15 protein-coding genes are annotated in these 17191 nt (G+C 68.0%); 8 read left to right on the top strand and 7 right to left on the bottom strand.

The features are described from left to right. Positions 1-19 precede the first annotated feature (19 nt). Both COA17_RS19310 and COA17_RS06805 read left to right on the top strand, forming a co-directional pair. Entirely contained in the window at positions 20-190 is a 171-nt protein-coding gene (locus tag COA17_RS19310; RefSeq protein WP_156445768.1) for a hypothetical protein, read from the top strand. Next, on the top strand, positions 190-462 hold the full coding sequence (locus COA17_RS06805; protein ID WP_066488514.1) for a GNAT family N-acetyltransferase: 273 nt from the start codon (positions 190-192) through the stop codon (positions 460-462). The genes COA17_RS19310 and COA17_RS06805 overlap by 1 nt, the downstream gene beginning before the upstream one ends. A gap of 108 nt (positions 463-570) precedes the next feature. Here the strand turns inward: COA17_RS06805 and COA17_RS06800 are convergent, their stop codons facing one another. Then, on the bottom strand, positions 571-2703 hold the full coding sequence (locus COA17_RS06800) for a M3 family metallopeptidase (RefSeq protein ID WP_096611154.1): 2133 nt from the start codon (positions 2701-2703) through the stop codon (positions 571-573). A gap of 104 nt (positions 2704-2807) precedes the next feature. Continuing rightward, the gene (locus tag COA17_RS06795) at positions 2808-4634 is read right to left on the bottom strand and encodes an ABCB family ABC transporter ATP-binding protein/permease (RefSeq protein ID WP_096611152.1); all 1827 of its coding nucleotides are present in this window, start codon (positions 4632-4634) and stop codon (positions 2808-2810) included. A gap of 102 nt (positions 4635-4736) precedes the next feature. Between COA17_RS06795 and COA17_RS06790 the strand changes: the two genes are divergently transcribed. Then, positions 4737-4967 carry a hypothetical protein gene (locus COA17_RS06790; RefSeq protein WP_096611150.1) on the top strand — a complete coding sequence of 77 codons (231 nt, stop codon included), beginning with the start codon at positions 4737-4739 and terminating at the stop codon, positions 4965-4967. 3 nt (positions 4968-4970) lie between these two features. On the opposite strand, the gene ubiG is transcribed toward COA17_RS06790, so the two are convergent. Continuing rightward, entirely contained in the window at positions 4971-5720 is a 750-nt protein-coding gene (gene ubiG, locus COA17_RS06785) for a bifunctional 2-polyprenyl-6-hydroxyphenol methylase/3-demethylubiquinol 3-O-methyltransferase UbiG (protein ID WP_096611148.1), read from the bottom strand. A gap of 51 nt (positions 5721-5771) precedes the next feature. On the opposite strand from ubiG, the gene COA17_RS06780 reads away from it, so the two are divergent. After that, positions 5772-7043 (top strand): aspartate kinase, encoded by a 1272-nt coding sequence (locus COA17_RS06780; protein ID WP_096611146.1) that lies wholly within the window; start codon positions 5772-5774, stop codon positions 7041-7043. An 86-nt stretch (positions 7044-7129) separates the two neighbouring features. Here COA17_RS06780 and COA17_RS06775 read toward each other — a convergent pair whose 3' ends face one another. Next, positions 7130-8149 (bottom strand): glycosyltransferase family 2 protein, encoded by a 1020-nt coding sequence (locus tag COA17_RS06775; RefSeq protein WP_066488491.1) that lies wholly within the window; start codon positions 8147-8149, stop codon positions 7130-7132. 25 nt (positions 8150-8174) lie between these two features. Continuing rightward, a complete protein-coding gene (locus COA17_RS06770; protein ID WP_096611144.1) occupies positions 8175-9614 on the bottom strand; it encodes a M48 family metalloprotease in 1440 nt (479 codons plus the stop codon). 189 nt (positions 9615-9803) lie between these two features. Between COA17_RS06770 and COA17_RS06765 the strand changes: the two genes are divergently transcribed. Together COA17_RS06765 and COA17_RS06760 are read left to right on the top strand one after the other, a co-directional pair. After that, the gene (locus tag COA17_RS06765; RefSeq protein ID WP_141397038.1) at positions 9804-12812 is read left to right on the top strand and encodes a TonB-dependent receptor domain-containing protein; all 3009 of its coding nucleotides are present in this window, start codon (positions 9804-9806) and stop codon (positions 12810-12812) included. A gap of 32 nt (positions 12813-12844) precedes the next feature. Next, the gene (locus COA17_RS06760) at positions 12845-14320 is read left to right on the top strand and encodes an amidohydrolase (RefSeq protein ID WP_096611644.1); all 1476 of its coding nucleotides are present in this window, start codon (positions 12845-12847) and stop codon (positions 14318-14320) included. A 32-nt stretch (positions 14321-14352) separates the two neighbouring features. Here the strand turns inward: COA17_RS06760 and COA17_RS06755 are convergent, their stop codons facing one another. Beyond that, positions 14353-14547, bottom strand: coding sequence for a hypothetical protein (locus tag COA17_RS06755; RefSeq protein ID WP_096611142.1), 195 nt, complete (start codon positions 14545-14547; stop codon positions 14353-14355). A 41-nt stretch (positions 14548-14588) separates the two neighbouring features. Between COA17_RS06755 and COA17_RS06750 the strand changes: the two genes are divergently transcribed. Continuing rightward, on the top strand, positions 14589-15392 hold the full coding sequence (locus COA17_RS06750) for a class I SAM-dependent methyltransferase (protein ID WP_096611140.1): 804 nt from the start codon (positions 14589-14591) through the stop codon (positions 15390-15392). 17 nt (positions 15393-15409) lie between these two features. On the opposite strand, the gene phaR is transcribed toward COA17_RS06750, so the two are convergent. Then, entirely contained in the window at positions 15410-15979 is a 570-nt protein-coding gene (gene phaR, locus COA17_RS06745; protein WP_066488481.1) for a polyhydroxyalkanoate synthesis repressor PhaR, read from the bottom strand. 74 nt (positions 15980-16053) lie between these two features. On the opposite strand from phaR, the gene COA17_RS06740 reads away from it, so the two are divergent. Continuing rightward, positions 16054-17067: an alpha/beta fold hydrolase gene (locus COA17_RS06740; RefSeq protein ID WP_245857508.1), complete on the top strand. Its 1014-nt coding sequence runs from the start codon at positions 16054-16056 to the stop codon at positions 17065-17067. The last annotated feature ends 124 nt before the right edge of the window (positions 17068-17191 follow it).

The following is a 17191-nucleotide window of genomic DNA, read 5'->3' as shown; positions in this document are numbered from 1 at the left end:
TTCCCGTCAGGAGCAACGCATGTCCCCGCGTCCCAATCTGGCCCTGTTCACCTTCGGCGCTGCGGCCGCCCTGTCGGCGTGCGAACGCCGGGTGGAGGGCGATGGCGCGAACGCGGTCGCGCCGATGGTCGCCGCCCCCGCGGCCAAGGGGGTGGACGCGCCGGTGCCGGCCGAGGCAGGACCGAACTGATGACCCAAGTGCACGACAACCGTTCCGAACAGGAATTCGAGATCACCGTCGACGGCCACCGCGCCGTCGCCGCCTATCAGCTGGAGGGCGATACGATCGTCTTCACCCACACCTTGGTGCCCGCCGCGATCGAGGGGCGGGGCGTGGCATCGAAGCTGATCCGCAGCGCGCTGGACAGCGCCCGCGACCGCGGGCTGAAGGTGGTGCCGCAATGCCGCTTCGTGCGTGCCTATATCGACAAGCATCCCGAGGTCCAGGACCTGCTGGCGTAGGTTTGGTTTGGGTTCCGGCGAACGCCGGAACCCAGCGCGGCGCGCGACGACCGATGGCGGCGCGCGCAACACCGGGCTCCTGCGTTCGCAGGAGCACGAAAGCGCCAGTTACGGGTTGATGCGATTCCCGTTGGCATCGAGGCCGAGCCCATTGAGCAGCGGCGCGACTTCCGGATCCTTGCCGTAGAAGGCGCGGAACATCGTCGCATAATCCTCGGTATGGCCCTTCGACAGGATCATGTCGCGGAACCGCTGGCCATTGGCGCGGGTAAGACCGCCGTTCTTCTCGAACCAGGAATAGGCGTTCTCGTCCAGCATCTTGGTCCATTGATAGGCGTAATAGCCGGCCGAATAGCCGTTGCCCCAGATGTGCAGGAAATAGCTGGAACGGTAGCGCGGCGGTACGTCGTTGGTGTCGAGGCCGGACGCCGCCAGCGCCTTGGCCTCGAACGCATCGGCATCCTGCCGCGGGGCGTCGGCGGGCAGCGAATGCCAGCTCATGTCGAGTTGCGACGCGGCGAGCGCCTCGCCGAAGCTATAGCCCGAATTGAACGTGCCGGCGCGCTTGATCTTGTCGACCAGCGCCGCCGGGATCGGCTTGCCGGTGCGATAGTCGACCGCGTAGTGCGCCAGCACCTTCGGATCGAGCGCCCAATGCTCGTTGAACTGCGATGGGAATTCGACGAAATCCCGCGCGGTGTTGGTGCCCGATACGCTGGGATAGACCTGGTTCGCGAACAGGCCGTGCAGCGCGTGGCCGAATTCGTGGAACATCGTTGTCACGTCATCGAAGGTGATGAGCGCGGGCTGCCCCGCCGCCGGCTTGGTGAAATTGCCGACATTGTAGATGACGGGCTTCGTGCCCAGCAGCTTCGACTGGTTGACGAAGTTCGACATCCACGCGCCGCCGTTCTTGTTGTCGCGCTTCCAATAGTCGAAATACATCAGGCCGAGCGGTCGGCCGTCCTCCTCGAACACCTCGTACACCGATACGTCGGGGTGCCAGACGGGCAGGTCGGTGCGCTTCTTGAAGGTGAGGCCGTACAGCTGGTTGGCGGCATAGAAGACGCCGTCGTTCAGCACCTTGTCGATCTCGAAATAGGGCTTCAGTTCGTCTTGGTTGAGGTCGTACTTCGCCTTGCGCAGCTTCTCGGAATAGAAATCCCAGTCCCACGGCTTCAGCTCGAAATTGCCGCCCTCGGCCCTGATCTGCGCCTGCAGCTCTCCGGCTTCGCGCTTCTGCTCGACCGCCACCGGCGCGGCGATCTGGCGGATGAACGACAGCGCGGTCGCCGGATTCTTCGCCATCTGGTCGGCCAGCTTGTAGTCGGCCCAGCTGGCGAAGCCGAGCAGCTTGGCCTTTTGCGCGCGCAGTTGCGCGATCTGTGCGATCGTCTGGCGCGTGTCATTGGCGTCGCCCTTCTCGGCGCGGGTCCAGCTGGCGTTGAACAGCGCCTCGCGTGTCGCCCGGTCGGTCAGCGTCGCCAGCAGCGGCTGCTGCGTGGTGTTCTGCAGCGACAGGACGTATTTGCCCGCCAGCCCGCGCGCGGTCGCATCGGCGGACGCGGCGGCGATCTCCGCATCGGACAGGCCGGCCAGCTTCGCCTTGTCGTCCACCACCAGCGCGCCCGCCTTTGCCGCAGCGAGCAGCCGCTGCTTGAAGCTGGTTTCCAGCGTGGACAGCTGGCCGTTGATCGTGCGCAGCGTCTGCTGGTCGGGAGCCGACAGCTGCGCGCCCGCGCGGACCATGTCCTGATAGGTTTCGCTGAGCACCATCGCCTGTTCCGGCGTCAATCCCAGCGTGGCGCGCCGGTCGTACAGCGTCTTCACCCGCGCGAACAGCTTCGCGTCGAGGTTGATCGCGTCGCTGTGCGCCGCCATCAGCGGGGCCAGTTCCTCCTCGGCCTTCTGCAGGACGTCGTTGGTGTTGGCGCCGTTGACGCCGTCGAAGGCGTTGTTGGCGCGTTCCAGCAGCCGGCCCGACCGTTCCAGCGCGGCGATCGTATTGTCGAACGTTGGCGCTGCGGGATCGGCGGCGATGCGCGCGATCTCGGCGCGCTGCTCGGCCATGCCCGCCTTGATAGCGGGCAGATAGTCGGTGTCCTTGATCCGGTCGAACGGCGGCGCCTGGAACGGCAGCGTGCTGGGCGTGGCGAAGGGGTTGGTCGCGGGCAGCGTCTGCGCCGACACGGCGGTGGTGGTCATCAACGCCGCGGTGGCGGCGGCAAGCAGCGAGCGCATTCGAACTCCTCGTGATCGCGAAATACATGTCAGGCAGATGCACCGACCCGAACGATGCGGCAAGGCTGCTGTCGTACCGCTGAACGAAGCGGCGCGGTGCCCGGTCATGCGGCCGCGCTTTCCTGCGCTGCTTCCTCGCTGCTTTCGGCGGCCTGGCGTGCCCACATCTCGGCATAGAGGCCGCCGTGCGCCAGCAGCTCGGCATGGCTACCACGTTCGACGACGCGGCCGGCCTCCAGCACGACGATCTGGTCGGCGTGAACGATCGTCGACAGCCGGTGCGCGATCACCACGGTGGTGCGGCCGCGCTCGATCGCTTCCAGCGTTTCCATGATCTCGGCCTCGGTGCGGCTGTCGAGTGCGCTGGTCGCCTCGTCCAGGATCAGGATCGGCGGGTTCTTCAGCAACGTGCGCGCGATCGCGACGCGCTGCTTCTCGCCGCCCGACAGCTTCAGCCCACGCTCGCCGACGCGGGTGGCATAGCCCTCGGGCTGGCGCTCGATGAAGCCGGATATCGCCGCGCCACGCGCCGCCGCGGCGATATCGGCCTCGCTTGCGCCTTCACGGCCATAGGCGATGTTGTAGCCGATCGTGTCGTTGAACAGCACTGTGTCCTGCGGGACGATACCGATCGCGGCGCGCAGCGAATCCTGCGTGACGGCGCGGATGTCCTGCCCGTCGATGGTGATCCGGCCCGAACCGATGTCGTAGAAACGGTACAGCAACCGCGCGAGCGTGGACTTGCCCGCGCCCGATGGGCCGACCACCGCCAGCGTCGTGCCCGGTGGCACGTCCAGGTCGATGCCCTTCAGGATCGGTTGCCCGGCATCGTAACCGAATTCGACCGCCTCGAACCGCACATGCCCGCGCGCCACCGCCAGCGGCGGCGCACCCGGCGCGTCGACCACCTCCGACGGCGTGTCGATCAGGTCGAACATCGCGCCCATGTCGATCACCCCCTGCCGCACAGTGCGATAGACCATGCCGAGCAGGTCGAGCGGGCGGAACAATTGAGCCAGCAATGTCGACACCAGCACGACATTGCCCGCGGTGAAGCGCCCCTGGCTCCACCCCCATGCGACCCACGCCATCCCGGCACCCAGCATCGCATTGGTGATCAGCGCCTGGCCGATGTTGAGCCACGCCAGGCTGTTCTCGCTCTTCACCGCGGCCTGCGCATAGGCGCGCATCGCACGGTCGTAGCGTTGCGCCTCGCGCTCCTCGGCGCCGAAATATTTCACCGTCTCGAAATTGAGCAGCGAATCGACCGCATGCGCGACCGCACCGGTATCGAGGTCGTTCATATTCTCGCGCAGGCTCGACCGCCAGTCGGTGACGACGCGCGTAAACCAGATGTAGACGACCACCATCACGATCGTCGCCGCGACCAGCGGCCAGCCGAACTTCACCTGGAAGATGCCCAGCACCAGTACCAGTTCCAGCACCGTCGGCGCGATGTTGAACAGCAGGAAGTACAGCATCGTGTCGATGCTCTTGGTGCCGCGCTCCACCACCTTGGTCACCGCGCCGGTGCGCCGTTCCAGATGGAAGCGCAGCGACAGCCGGTGCAGGTGGCGGAACACGCGCGCCGCCAGCCGCCGCGTCGCTTCCTGTCCGACGCGCTCGAACACGGTATTGCGCAGATTGTCGAACAGGGTGGTGCCGAACCGCGCGGCGGCATAGCCGACGACCAGCAGCACGATCAGCGACACCGGCGTCGTCGCCACCCCCATGCCGTCGACCGCGCCCTGCAACGCGAAGGGCGCGCCATAGACCTGCACCAGCTTCGACAGGACGACGAGCGCCATCGCGCCCACCACCCGCCGCCGCATCCCCGGCGCGTCGCTGGGCCACAGATCGGGAAGGAAACGGCGCAGCGTCGGCAGCAGGGGGCGCTCGGCGCCGGAACGGATCATCGTGTCGGGGGGCATCGCCGTGACATGTCGTCTTCGTGATGCGCTGCGTCAACCGCGCGGGCGACAGCGGGAACGGTGCGGCGAATCGAGCGTTTTCAGCGGCGTAGGGAGGCGGCGATGGAACCGGTATTCTTCGTTCTGGCGATCATGGGCTGCGGCGACGGCGTCACCAACTGCGCGCAGACGCGAATCGAGCCGGCGCACTACGCCACCATCCAGCAATGCCAGGCGGCGATGCCCGCTGCATTGGCGCGCAACACCGACGTGGATTATCCGGTCGTCAGCGCCGCGTGTCGCCGCAACGGCCCGCAGATGGTCGATCGCGGCGTCGTGCGGAAACCCAGCTAAGCGTCACGCGCGTCGCGCCGTGACGAAATAGTCGAGCGCCGTCGATCCGCCCAGCGCGAACCCCTTGGTCCCGAGCGTCAGGCCGGTAACGTCGGTGACTTCCAGCCCCGCATCGGCGATCGTCGCGGTCAATTCGTCGGGGGTGAGGAACCTGTCCCAATCATGCGTGCCGCGCGGAATGTGGCCGAGCCGTTCGGCGGCCTCCACCAGCGCGACCCGGCTCAGCAATGTGCGGTTGGGCGTGCTCATCACCAGCAATCCGCCCGGCGCCACCGCCGCCGCCAGTGCCGCCACGAAGGCATTCGGATCGGCGACATGCTCAACCACTTCCATCGAGGTAACAAGGTCGAACGCCTCCCCCGCCACCGCCTCGACCCCGCCGGCGCGATAGTCGATCGCCAGCCCGCGCCCTTCGGCGTGGAGCCGCGCCACCGCGATGCTTTCCGCGGCGGCATCGACCGCGGTCACCGCCGCGCCCATCCGCGCCAGCGGCTCCGCCAGCAGCCCCGCGCCGCACCCCATGTCGAGCGCGCGGCGCCCCGCCAGTGGGGTGAAGCCGGCGTCGTCCAGATCCCAATGCCGGTCGATCGCGCCGCGCACATAGCGCAGCCGGACCGGGTTGAGCCGGTGGAGCATCGCTGACGATCCCTTGGGATCCCACCATTCCTGCGCCAGCTTGCCGAAATGCGCCGCCTCCGCCGCGACGATCGACGGGTGCGGAATGGTTACGGTTGTTACGCTTGCGTCGGTCATGCGTGCTTCCTATCAGGACGCCCCTTCTATCCCAAGGCGTTTGGACAGGCTGTGGCGCGCATCGTCATGAAATTCGGCGGCACCTCGATGGCGGGGATCGAGCGGATTCGCTCGGTCGCCGCGCGGGTGAAACGCGAGGTGGCGGCGGGCAACCAGGTGGCGGTGGTCGTCTCGGCGATGGCGGGGGAGACCGATCGGCTGGTCGGTTTCTGCCGCGAAGCCTCGCCGCTGTACGATCCGCGCGAATATGACGTCGTCGTCGCCTCCGGCGAGCAGGTGACCAGCGGGCTGCTGGCGATCGCGCTGCAGGCGATCGGCGTGCCGGCGCGGTCGTGGCTGGGGTGGCAATTGCCGATCCATACCGACGATGCCTTTGCCAAGGCGCGGATCGGCGAGATCGACACCGACGCGCTCGACGCCAGTCTGGCGGCGGGCGAGGTGGCGGTGATCCCGGGGTTCCAGGGCGTTTCCGACGACCACCGCATCACCACGCTGGGTCGCGGCGGGTCGGACACGTCGGCGGTGGCGATGGCGGCGGCGATGAAGGCCGACCGCTGCGACATCTACACCGACGTCGATGGCGTCTATACCACCGACCCGCGCATCGTGCCGCGCGCGCGCAAGCTGGCCAAGGTGACCTATGAGGAGATGCTCGAACTGGCCAGCGTCGGGGCCAAGGTGCTCCAGACGCGCTCGGTCGGTCTGGCGATGAAGAAGAACGTCCGCGTGCAGGTGCTGTCGTCCTTCACGGGTGACGACGCACCGATGGCGGATACGCTGCCCGGAACGATGATCGTGGGCGAAGAGGAGATTACCGAAGTGGAACGCCAGCTGATCACCGGCATCGCGCACGACAAGAACGAGGCGAAGATCACGCTGACCGCGGTGCCCGACAAGCCCGGCTCGGTCGCGGCGATCTTCGAACCGCTCGCCGCGGCCAACATCAACGTCGACATGATCATCCAGAATATCGCGCACCAGAGCGCGGGATCGGCGAGCGCGACGGACGTGACCTTCACCGTCCCCGCCGCCGATCTGGCGCGATCGATCGAGGCGCTGAACCAGGCGCGCGGCGCGATCGGCTTCGCCGATCTGGTCCACGACACGCGCGTCGCGAAGGTCAGCGTCGTCGGCGTGGGGATGCGCAGCCATGCGGGCGTCGCCAGCACGATGTTCACGACGCTGGGCGCGCGTGGGATCAACATCCAGGCGATCTCCACCAGCGAGATCAAGGTCAGCGTGCTGATCCACGAGGACGAGACCGAACTGGCGGTGCGCGTGCTGCACACCGCCTATGGGCTGGATGCCGAGGAAGCGGCGTAAGGAACGCGCGTCATCCCGGCACAGGCCGGGATCTCGTGCGGCAGGCGTATCGCCGATCGATGAAGGCCCCAGCCTGCGCTGGTGCGCTACGCTGCAGGCGCTTCGCTCGCCACCTGCGCGTCGGGGATGCGCGTCGCCTCCGCCTGGAAGCCCAGCGTCGCGCGGCCGTGCGCGACGCCCGCGATATCGGCGACCAGATACAGCGGACGCCGCTTCGCCTCGATATACAGTCGCCCGAGATATTCGCCGATCATCCCCAGCACGAACATCTGGATCGCGCTGAGCACCACCACGACCAGCATCGTCGAGGTCCAGCCCTGTACCCGCCCGCCGCTGAAATAGCCGAAGCCGATGTAGAAGAGCAGCAGCAGCGAACAGCCCGCCAGGATCACCGACAGATGGCTGGCCCAGCGCAACGGCGCGGTGGAAAAGCCGGTGACCGCGTCGAGCGCGAGGCGGATCATCTTGGCGAGCGGATAGTGAGTCTCGCCCGCGTGCCGTTCCGCGCGGTCATAGGGGAAGGGAACCTGGCGGAAACCGACCCATGCCACCATCCCGCGGATGAAGCGCGCCTGTTCGGGCAGCGCGAGCAGCGCGTCGAGCGCGCGGCGCGTCATCAGGCGGAAATCACCGGTGTCGAGCGGGATTGGGGTGTCGGTGACGCGGTCGAGCACACGGTAGAAGGCGGCGGCGGTTGCTTTCTTGAACCACGTCTCCCCGGCGCGCTGGCGGCGGACGGCATAGACGACGTCGGCGCCGTCGCGCGCCATCACCGCGCGCATCTCGGTCAACAACTCGGGCGGGTCCTGCAGATCGGCGTCGATGATGAGGATTTGCTGCCCGGAACACAGATCCAGCCCGGCGGTGAGCGCGAGCTGGTGGCCATGGTTGCGCGACAGGTTGATCGCCACGACGTGGCAGTCGGCGGTCGCCAGCGCCTGCATCACCGCCCAGCTGTCGTCGCGCGAGCCGTCGTTGACGAGCACGATCTCATGATCCGCGCCGACCGCCGCGAAGGCGGCGGCGGACACGCGGGCATGGAGAAGCGGCAACGTGGCTTCTTCGTTGTAGCAGGGAATGACGACCGAGAGCGCGGGGCGGTGCATGGTGGCGCCGCGCTTTAGCGGCGGATCAGCCCGACGTCACGACCTTTACCAACATTCCGGGACGAAGCGTGGCATCCGCGTCCAGCCCGTTGAGCGTCAGGAAGCGGTCGCGCTGGAGCGTCGGATAGGCCATCTGGCGCGAGAACGTGTCGATCGTATCGCCGTTCTTCACCGTCAGGATGCGGATTCGCTTGCCCTTTATCGCCGATGCGTCCGCGGTGGAGAGCGGCGCCATGCTGGCGACCAGCGGATGCAACGCGCCCGTTCCGGCGCCCGCCGGCGTCACGATCGTCCAGTAATTGGTCGCATTGGGAAAGCGATAGGCGACGATCGTCGCGTCGACCGCGCGTCCATTTGCGGCGGCGCGCAGGGTGGACACGGCATAGGAAAGGCCGTTGGCGGAGCCGGTGCGCACGTCATCGGGCACGGACGTCGCGCCGAGCGAGCGAAAACGCGACGCGATGAAGGCGGGCAGATCACCGGTCGCGGCAGCGGTGCGCAGCTGCGCCTGGCCGCCATTGCCCGCGACGGTGACCGCCTGCGTCCCGTTCGCGATCGTATATCCGGGCGGCGCGGTGAAGCGCAGCCGCAGCCCCGGATGGCGGAACGTCTGCCCCTCGATCACGCCCTCGCGCGGGTCATCGTCATAGCGCAGCCCGTCAAGGCGGCGCAGGAACGCCACGTCCTGCAGCGGTTCGACGTCGGGGCGCCCGGTCGCCGCGGCCAGCCGCGCGGCGCGGCGGATGCGGTCGATGCTGTTGGGGTGGGTGGAGGCCCAGGTCGGCACCGCATTGGCATCGCGTCCCGCGACCCGCGCCTGGAGCGTGGTGGCGGCATTGAGCTGCGCCAGCATGTCGGCGGCGGCATAGGGATCGTAGCCCGCGGCGGTGATGTACTTCACCCCCAGCGAATCGGCGGCATATTCCTGATCGCGGCCGTATTTGAGGGTGTACAGCCCGGCCGCCTGCTGCGCCCCCGCGCCGACCAGCTGGCCGACCGCGCCATTGCCCGCCACCGCGCCGACGATGCCGGCCAGCACGCCCGCGATCGTCCCCGTCTTCTGCCGGCCGGCGGAATGGCGCGCGGCGACGTGCCCGACCTCATGCCCCATCACCGAGGCCAGTTCGGCCTCCGAATTCATCAGCGCGAGCAGCTGGCGCGTGACGTAGATATAGCCGCCGGGGATCGCGAAGGCGTTTTCGACCGGCGAGTTGAGCAATGCGACGGTGAAATCGCCTGCCGCGTTCGACAGCCCGGACTGCACCGCCACCCGTTTGCCGACCTGTTCGACATAGGCGGCCTGCGGCCCGTCATAGCGGCCGCCGAATTCGGCCAGCAGCTGCGGATTGGCTTGCGCGCCCTGCGCCTTGTCCGAGGCGGAGATGCTGCGCACCGCGTTCGACTGCGCAAGCGCGGGCGCCGCGGTAGCGGCGAGCGCGGCGGCGATGGTGACGTGGCGCAACATGGATCAGCGTCCTCCCGTTTTCCCGCACAATGCCCGATCCGGCACGCGGTTTCACCGCGACCGTTCGTTACCCGCGCGACCGGTTTGGTGAAACTTTTTTCATATGGCGGCGTGAGGGGGCGCCACAACCATGCGTCTTTCCCGATGAAGCCGCCCGCGAACGAGGCGGCCCATCCAGGGACTTATGCCATGCACCAGCGACTCGATCGCCGCTTCCTCCTTGCCGCCGGCACCTGCACGCTCGCGCTGATCGCCGCGCAGGCGCACGCGCAGACCGCGGTGCCCGAAAGCCCGCCGCCGTCGGTCGAGGAAGCGCGCGAGAGCGCCGCGCCATCGGCCGGCGAGGAGATCGTCATCACCGGATCGCGCATCGCGCGCCCCGATTACGTCGCCAATTCGCCGATCGTGTCGCTGTCGCAGGACACGCTGGAGAATACCGGGCGAGTCACCGTCGAAAGCGCGCTGACCCAGCTGCCGCAGTTCAGCGGCGCGTTCGGCGCGGCCAACGGCGGCAGCACGTCGACCGGGCTGAACGGCGGGCAGGCCTATGCCAGCCTGCGCGGGCTGGGATCGAAGCGCACGCTGCTGCTGCTCGACGGGCGGCGCATCCAGCCGTCGAACCCCGACGGGTCGGTCGACCTCAACATCCTGCCCGAGGCGCTGATCGAGAATATCGAGGTCATCACCGGCGGCGCATCGACCACCTATGGTTCGGACGCGACCGCGGGCGTCGTCAATTTCCGGCTGAAGCGCAATTTCAAGGGGCTGGAGCTGAACGGCCAGACCGGCGTCAGCGACTATGGCGACGGCAACTCCTATCGCCTGACCGCGACGATGGGGTCGAAGTTCGCCGACGACCGCGGCTCGGCGGTGCTGTCGATCGACTATACCAACCGCGAGCGCGCGTTGCAGCGGGGGCGCGATTATTACGTGTTCCGCCAGTCGACGCCGGGATTGGCGACGATTCCGCAGGGCACCGTGCTGTTCGGTGGCAACACGCCGACGCTGGCATCGGTCAATTCGGTGTTCCAGGGCCAGTACGGCACGCCCGCGCTCCCCGGTAACAGCGCGGGCCGCTACACCGGGCAGATCGGGTTCAACACCGACCAGACGCTGTTTTCGACGTCGGGCGTCCCCGTCTACAACTTCCGCGATCCGCAGACCGACGAGGCGTATATCGTCAATTCGGGCACCAACGCGCAGCAGATCAATTTCGGTTATAACGGCGCGTCGCTGCAATCCGATCTCGACCGGTGGAGCGTGTTCGGCAAGGTCGATTACGACGTATCGGACGATGTGAAGGCGTTCGTCCAGGCGACCTATACCACCTATACCTCGCTGGGGGTCGCCAACCCGACGCTGGCGTCGAACGTCTATGGCCTGACCGTGCCGACCACCAATCCGTTCATCCCGCAGGCGTTCGGGACGATCCTGCAATCGCGCGCCAACCCCAATGCACCGTTCACCTTCTACAAGGCGCTGAACATCCTAGGCCCGCGGTATCAGCAGTACGATTATGACGTGTGGCAGGTGACCGCCGGGCTGTCGGGCAAACTGGGCATCCGCGACTGGACCTGGGACCTGTACGCATCGACCAGCCAGGCGAAGTTCCGCAACGAACAGCGCGGCGGCGCATCGGCCAGCGCGATCGCGCAGCTGCTCAATTCGCCGACCGGCGGGACCGAGCTGTGCGCGGGCGGGTTCAACCCGTTCGGCAACCTGACCCCGTCGCAGGCGTGCATCGATTACATCAGCCGCCGCACGCTCAACACCAACGACCTGAAGCAGCGCACGGTCGAGGGGACGATCCAGGGCGGGCTGTTCACCTTGCCCGCGGGCGAGGTGCGCTTCGCGATCGGTGGCGACTATCGCTACAATTCCTATGGCTTCCAGCCCGACAGCCAGCTGTCGCTGCCCAACGGGACCAGCGACATCCTGGGCTATTCGGTGCTGCGCGCGGCGGGCGGATCGGTGAGCACGGGCGAGGCGTTCGGCGAATTGCTGGTCCCGCTGCTGCACGACATCCCGCTGATCCAGCAACTCGATCTGGACCTGGGCTACCGCTACTCCAACTATGATTCGGTCGGCGGCGTCCATGCGTACAAGGCCGACGTGACGTGGCGCGTGTTCGAGCCGCTGCGACTGCGCGGCGGGTATAACCGGTCGATCCGTGCGCCGAGCGTGGGCGAATTGTTCGCCCCGGTATCGACCGGATCCGTCACGATCGGCACCGCCAGCAGCACGACGACGAACGGTGACCCGTGCGACACGCGCTCCTCCTATCGCCGCGGCGCCAATGCCAGCGCGGTGCGCAACCTGTGCCTGGCGCAGGGCATCCCGACGAGCGTCATCGACAGCTACCAGCTGGGCACCGCGCAGGTCTTCGCGTTGACCGGCGGCAATCCGCAGCTGCGCGAGGAGACCGCCGATACCTTCTCCGCCGGCGGCGTGCTGCAATCGCCGTTCGCGGGCGTGTTCCGCAACCTGTCGCTGTCGGTCGACTTCTATTCGATCAAGATCAAGGATGCGGTGGGGCCGCTGTCGATCGCGCAGGCGTTCCAGTTCTGCTTCAATTCGGGCGGCAACAACCCGTCCTATGCGGCGAACAATTACTATTGCTCGCTCATCACCCGCAACACCGACACCGGCGTGCCGGTCAACCCGCTCCAGCCGCTGTTGAACCTGGGCACTTATGAGGTGCGCGGGGTGGATATCCAGTTCGACTGGCGCTTCCCGGTCGGCCCCGGGAATTTGGCGATCAACTCGGCGGTCAGTTACCTCGACCGGTTCCGTATCCAGGCGCTGCCGGGGGCGCCCAATTACGATTACGCCGGGTCGATCGGCGTCGGCGTGGAAACCACCGCGGGCACCGCGCATCCGCGGTGGAAGGCGATCACGTCGTTCAACTACACGCTGGGACAGGCCAGCCTGGGGCTGCGCTGGCGCTATATCGACAGCATGATCAATTCGGCCAAGGTGGTGTCGCCCGCCAGCACGACGCGCGGGGTGCGCGCGTACAACGTCTTCGACCTGAACGCCCGGTTCGACGTCGACGACAATACCCAGTTCCGCATGGGCGCGACCAACCTGTTCAATCGCGCGCCGCCGCAGGTGGGCGATCAGGAGGGCAATTACGACCCGCAGAATTACGACGTGATCGGCCGCTATTTCTTCATCGGCGCGACGAAGAAGTTCTGATCGTGATACGACGGCACGAGGGAGGATCGATGATGACCAAGATGATGACCGCCGCCGTTGCGCTTGCCGCCGGCGCCGTGCTGGCGGCGGCCCCCGCCGCGGCCGATCTGGCGCCCGCCGACAGCAGCCAGATCCTGGCGAATGCCGCCGCGGGCGAGAAGGCGATGGCGGATGCCGCGTTGCAGATCTGGAAGTTCGCCGAGATCGGCTATCAGGAGACGCAAAGCTCCGGTCTGTTGCAGGCGCGGCTGAAGGCGGCGGGCTTCACCGTGACGCCGGGCGTCGCGGGTGAGCCGACCGCGTTCGTCGCCAGCTTCAAGAACGGCGCCGGGCCGGTGATCGGCGTACTGGCGGAATTCGACGCGCTGCCCGGCCTGTCGCAGGCCGCCGCGCCGGTGCGCCAGCCGCTGGGCGGCCCGGCGGGGCATGGCTGCGGCCACAATCTGTTCGGCGCCGCCAGCACCTATGCCGCGATCGCGGTCAAGGAATGGATGGTCAAGAACAACGTCAAGGGCGAGATCCGGGTCTATGGCACCCCGGCCGAGGAAGGCGGATCGGGGAAGGTGTACATGGTGCGCGAGGGGTTGTTCCGCGACGTCGACACCGTGCTGCACTGGCACCCCGGCAACGCCAACAGCGCGGCGCAGGGGCCGAGCATGGCCAACATCTCCGGCAAGTTCCGCTTCCACGGCATTTCCGCGCACGCCGCGGGCAATCCCGACAAGGGCCGCTCCGCGCTCGACGGGGTCGAGGCGATGGACGCGATGGTCAATATGATGCGCGAGCATATCCCCGACCGCACGCGCATCCATTATGTCATCACCAACGGCGGCAAGGCGCCCAACGTCGTGCCCGACGAGGCCGAGGTCTATTATTACGTCCGCCACACCGACCCCAAGGTGGTGCAGGCGGTGTGGGAATGGGTGAAGCAGGCCGCCAGCGGCGCGGCGATGGGCACCCAGACCAAGGTCGACGTGGAGGTGACCGGCGGCGTCTATTCGCTGCTGCCCAATGCCGCGCTGATGAAGGTCATGGACCGGTCGCTGCGCGGCGCGGGCACGATCACCTGGACGCCCGAGGAAATGGCGTTCGGGCAGAAGATCCAGCAGACGTTCGCCGGCGGCGGGGCCGGCGCGCCCGCGCTGTCGAGCGTGGGCGAGGTGCAGCCCGCGGTGATGGTCGACGATGCGATGGGCGGATCGACCGACGTTGCCGACGTCAGCTGGGTGGTGCCGACGGTGGGGCTGTCGACCGCCACCTTTGTCCCCGGATCGGCCGGGCACAGCTGGCAGAACGTCGCCGCGGCGGGCAGCAGCATCGGCATCAAGGGCGCGGCGCTGGCGACCAAGACGCTGGCGCTGGCCGCCGCCGACCTGTTCCGGTCGCCCGACGCGATCGCCGCGGCCAAGCAGGAATTCGCCGTCAAGCGGGGCGCGAATTTCCAGTACAAGGCGCTGCTGGGCGATCGCCAGCCGCCGCTCGATTATCGCAAGACCGCCAGCGAGTGAGCGGGAAGCGCCCCCGGTTCGGGCCGGGGGCGCTACGCCTTGAACGCGAGCCCGGCGAGCACCGCCAGCGCGATCAGCGCGGCCATCTGCACCGTCGTCCAGTCGACCCAGCCGACCGCATCGAGGTGGCGGCGCCCCGCGCGCCGCGCCTGCCGCCACGCGGCGAACAGCGCCACCAGCGCGCAGCCGGCGGCCAGCGCCGCCAGCAGGGCTTGTGTATCGCTCATCGCTGCGCCAGCTTCGCGCGCATCATCACCGGGAGAAAGAGATGCCGTACCGCCGTTCGTCCGTGCCGATCGCCGTCATCGCGATCGCCGGCACCGCCGCCATGCTCCACGCCGCGCCGGCACCACGCATCGACCCGGCGGTGGCGCGCGCCGTCGCCGCGCCCGAACGCAGCGCCGAGGACCGCGCGCGCGACGCCGCGCGCCATCCGGCGGCAACGCTCGCCTTCTTCGGCGTGACGCCCGCGTCCAAGGTGGTCGAATTCTCGCCCGGCGGCGGCTGGTACACCCAGATCCTGGCGCGCATCCCGGCGGGCAAGGGCAGCTACACCGCGCTGACCACCCCGGGGAAGAGCGCCGACGCCGCGCGCGCGATGCTGGCGGCGAAGGGGCTGAAGGGGACGGTCGCCACGATCGACCCGGCGACCGGCGCCACCGACGTGCCCGCGAACAGCCAGGACGTGGTGCTGACGTTCCGCAACGTCCACAATTTGACCATGGCGGGCGGCGACGTGCCGGCGAACGCCTTCAAGGCGTGGTTCGCGATGCTGCGCCCGGGCGGCACGCTGGGCGTGGTCGACCACCGCCTGCCCGAGGAAGCGGATGCCGCGCGCGAGCGCGACAGCGGCTATGTCAAGCGGTCCAGCGTGATCCGGCTGGCCGAGGCGGCAGGATTCCGGCTGGCGGGCGAAAGCGCCGTCAATGCCAATCCGAAGGATACGCACGATCATCCCCAGGGCGTGTGGACGCTGCCGCCGACCCTCGCGCTGAAGGACGTCGACCGCGCCAAATATACCGCGATCGGCGAAAGCGACCGCATGACGTTGAAGTTCGTCAAGCCGCGCTGACCGCGCGCGCGGGCGGCTCATTCGCCGAGCTTGTCGACCTTCTCGCGGAGGCTGGCGAGCTCGGCCTTGAGCGCGGCGATTTCACTGTCCTTGGTGCCGCCCGCGGGGGACGCGGCGGGCGCGGCGGTGCCGGGGGCGACCGCGCCCGATTTGAACGCATTGGCCGCCGCCTCGAACATCGCCATGTTGTGCTTGGCGATTTCCGCGAAGGGAGAACCGGCGAAGGCGCCCTCCACCGCGGACTTGAACTGCGACTGGTTGCGGCGGAAACTGTCCATCGACGCATCGAGATAGCCGGGCACCATCGCCTGCATCGAATCGCCGTACAGCGCGATCAGCTGGCGCAGGAAATTGACCGGCAGCATCGTCTGCCCGCGGCTTTCCTCCTCCATGATGATCTGGGTCAGGACATTGTGGGTGATATCCTCGTCGGTCTTGGCGTCCACCACACGGAATTCACGCCCCTCGCGCGTCATCGCGGCGAGATGTTCGAGCGTGATGTAGGAGGAGCTTTCGGTATTGTAGAGCCGGCGATTGGCGTATTTCTTGATGACCACGGCCCCGTCGGCGTTCGACTGCTTCTTCATCGTGAAAGCTCCCCATGACCGTTTTTCCATGCGGTACCGCACAAAATACCGCGCCGCAACACGGGCCCCGGCCTTTGCCGCTGTTCATCGACATGCTGCGCGGCGAGACCGCAGCATCGCCGGAGCGCCGCGCCGCCGCGCTGGCGGGGTTGCGCCGCTATCAGGAGGCACCGCGCACGGTGCGGCGGATGAAGCCCGCGCGGTTCCGCAAGGGCGCGGCGCGGCTGCGCGGTGACGGCCGGGGGCGCGGCGACCTGCCGCCGGTGGTGTTTGTCCCCTCGCTCATCAACCCGCCGTTCGTGCTGGATCTGGCGCCGGGCCGTTCGCTGATCGGGCATGTCGCGGCGGCGGGGTTTCCGGCGTGGCTGGTCGACTGGGGCAGTCCGCGCGCGCAGGACGCCGCGCTGGACCTGGCGGGGCATGTCACCGACCGGCTGCTGCCGCTGATCGCGAAGCTGGAGCGGCCGCCGGTGCTGGTGGGTTACTGCCTGGGCGGCACGCTGGCGCTGGCGGCGGCGCAGCTGCTGGGGGACCGGGTCGCGGGCGTCGTGACGATCGCCGCGCCGTGGCGCTTCTCCGGATATGGCGAGGCGGCGCACACGGCGCTGGCGGCGTTGTGGCGGGAAGCGGCGCCTGCGTCGCGCGCGCTGGGGGTGTTGCCGATGGAGGTGCTGCAGACCGCGTTCTGGCGTCTCGACCCGGCGCGCACCATCGCCAAATACGAGGCGTTCGCGACGATGGACGCGGCGCGCGCCGCGACGTTCGTGCTGCTGGAGGATTGGGCCAATGGCGGCGCGCCGCTGACCCATGCCGCGGGCGCCGACCTGTTCGACACGCTGATGGCGCAGGACCGGCCCGGGCGGGGCGAATGGCGGGTCGGCGGCGCCGTCATCGACCCGTCGGCGCTGCGCTGTCCCGCGGCCGAGTTCGTCTCGCTCAGCGACCGCATCGTCCCCGCCGCCACCGCTGCCGGCCTTGCCGACCGCCGCGACCTGACGGTGGGGCATGTCGGGATGGTGGTGGGCAGCGGCGCGCGCGCGGCGGTGTGGGAGCCGCTGGCAGAGTGGTTGAGTGATACAATACGCTGATGCACAAATGTAACGAAGCATTTCCATTTCTGTCGCAAATCTGCAACACGCATGAAAAAACAGTGATGGGTCGTTAGCGGTATCTTGCCAACAGCGGCGCAAAACCTGTCTGTTAGATGAACGA

It is taken from the genome of Sphingomonas ginsenosidimutans, assembly GCF_002374835.1.
GTDB classification, from domain to species: Bacteria; Pseudomonadota; Alphaproteobacteria; order Sphingomonadales; family Sphingomonadaceae; genus Sphingomonas; species Sphingomonas ginsenosidimutans.
The sequence above is the reverse complement of the archived record's forward strand: the minus strand, read 5'-3'. Positions and strand labels throughout refer to the sequence as shown.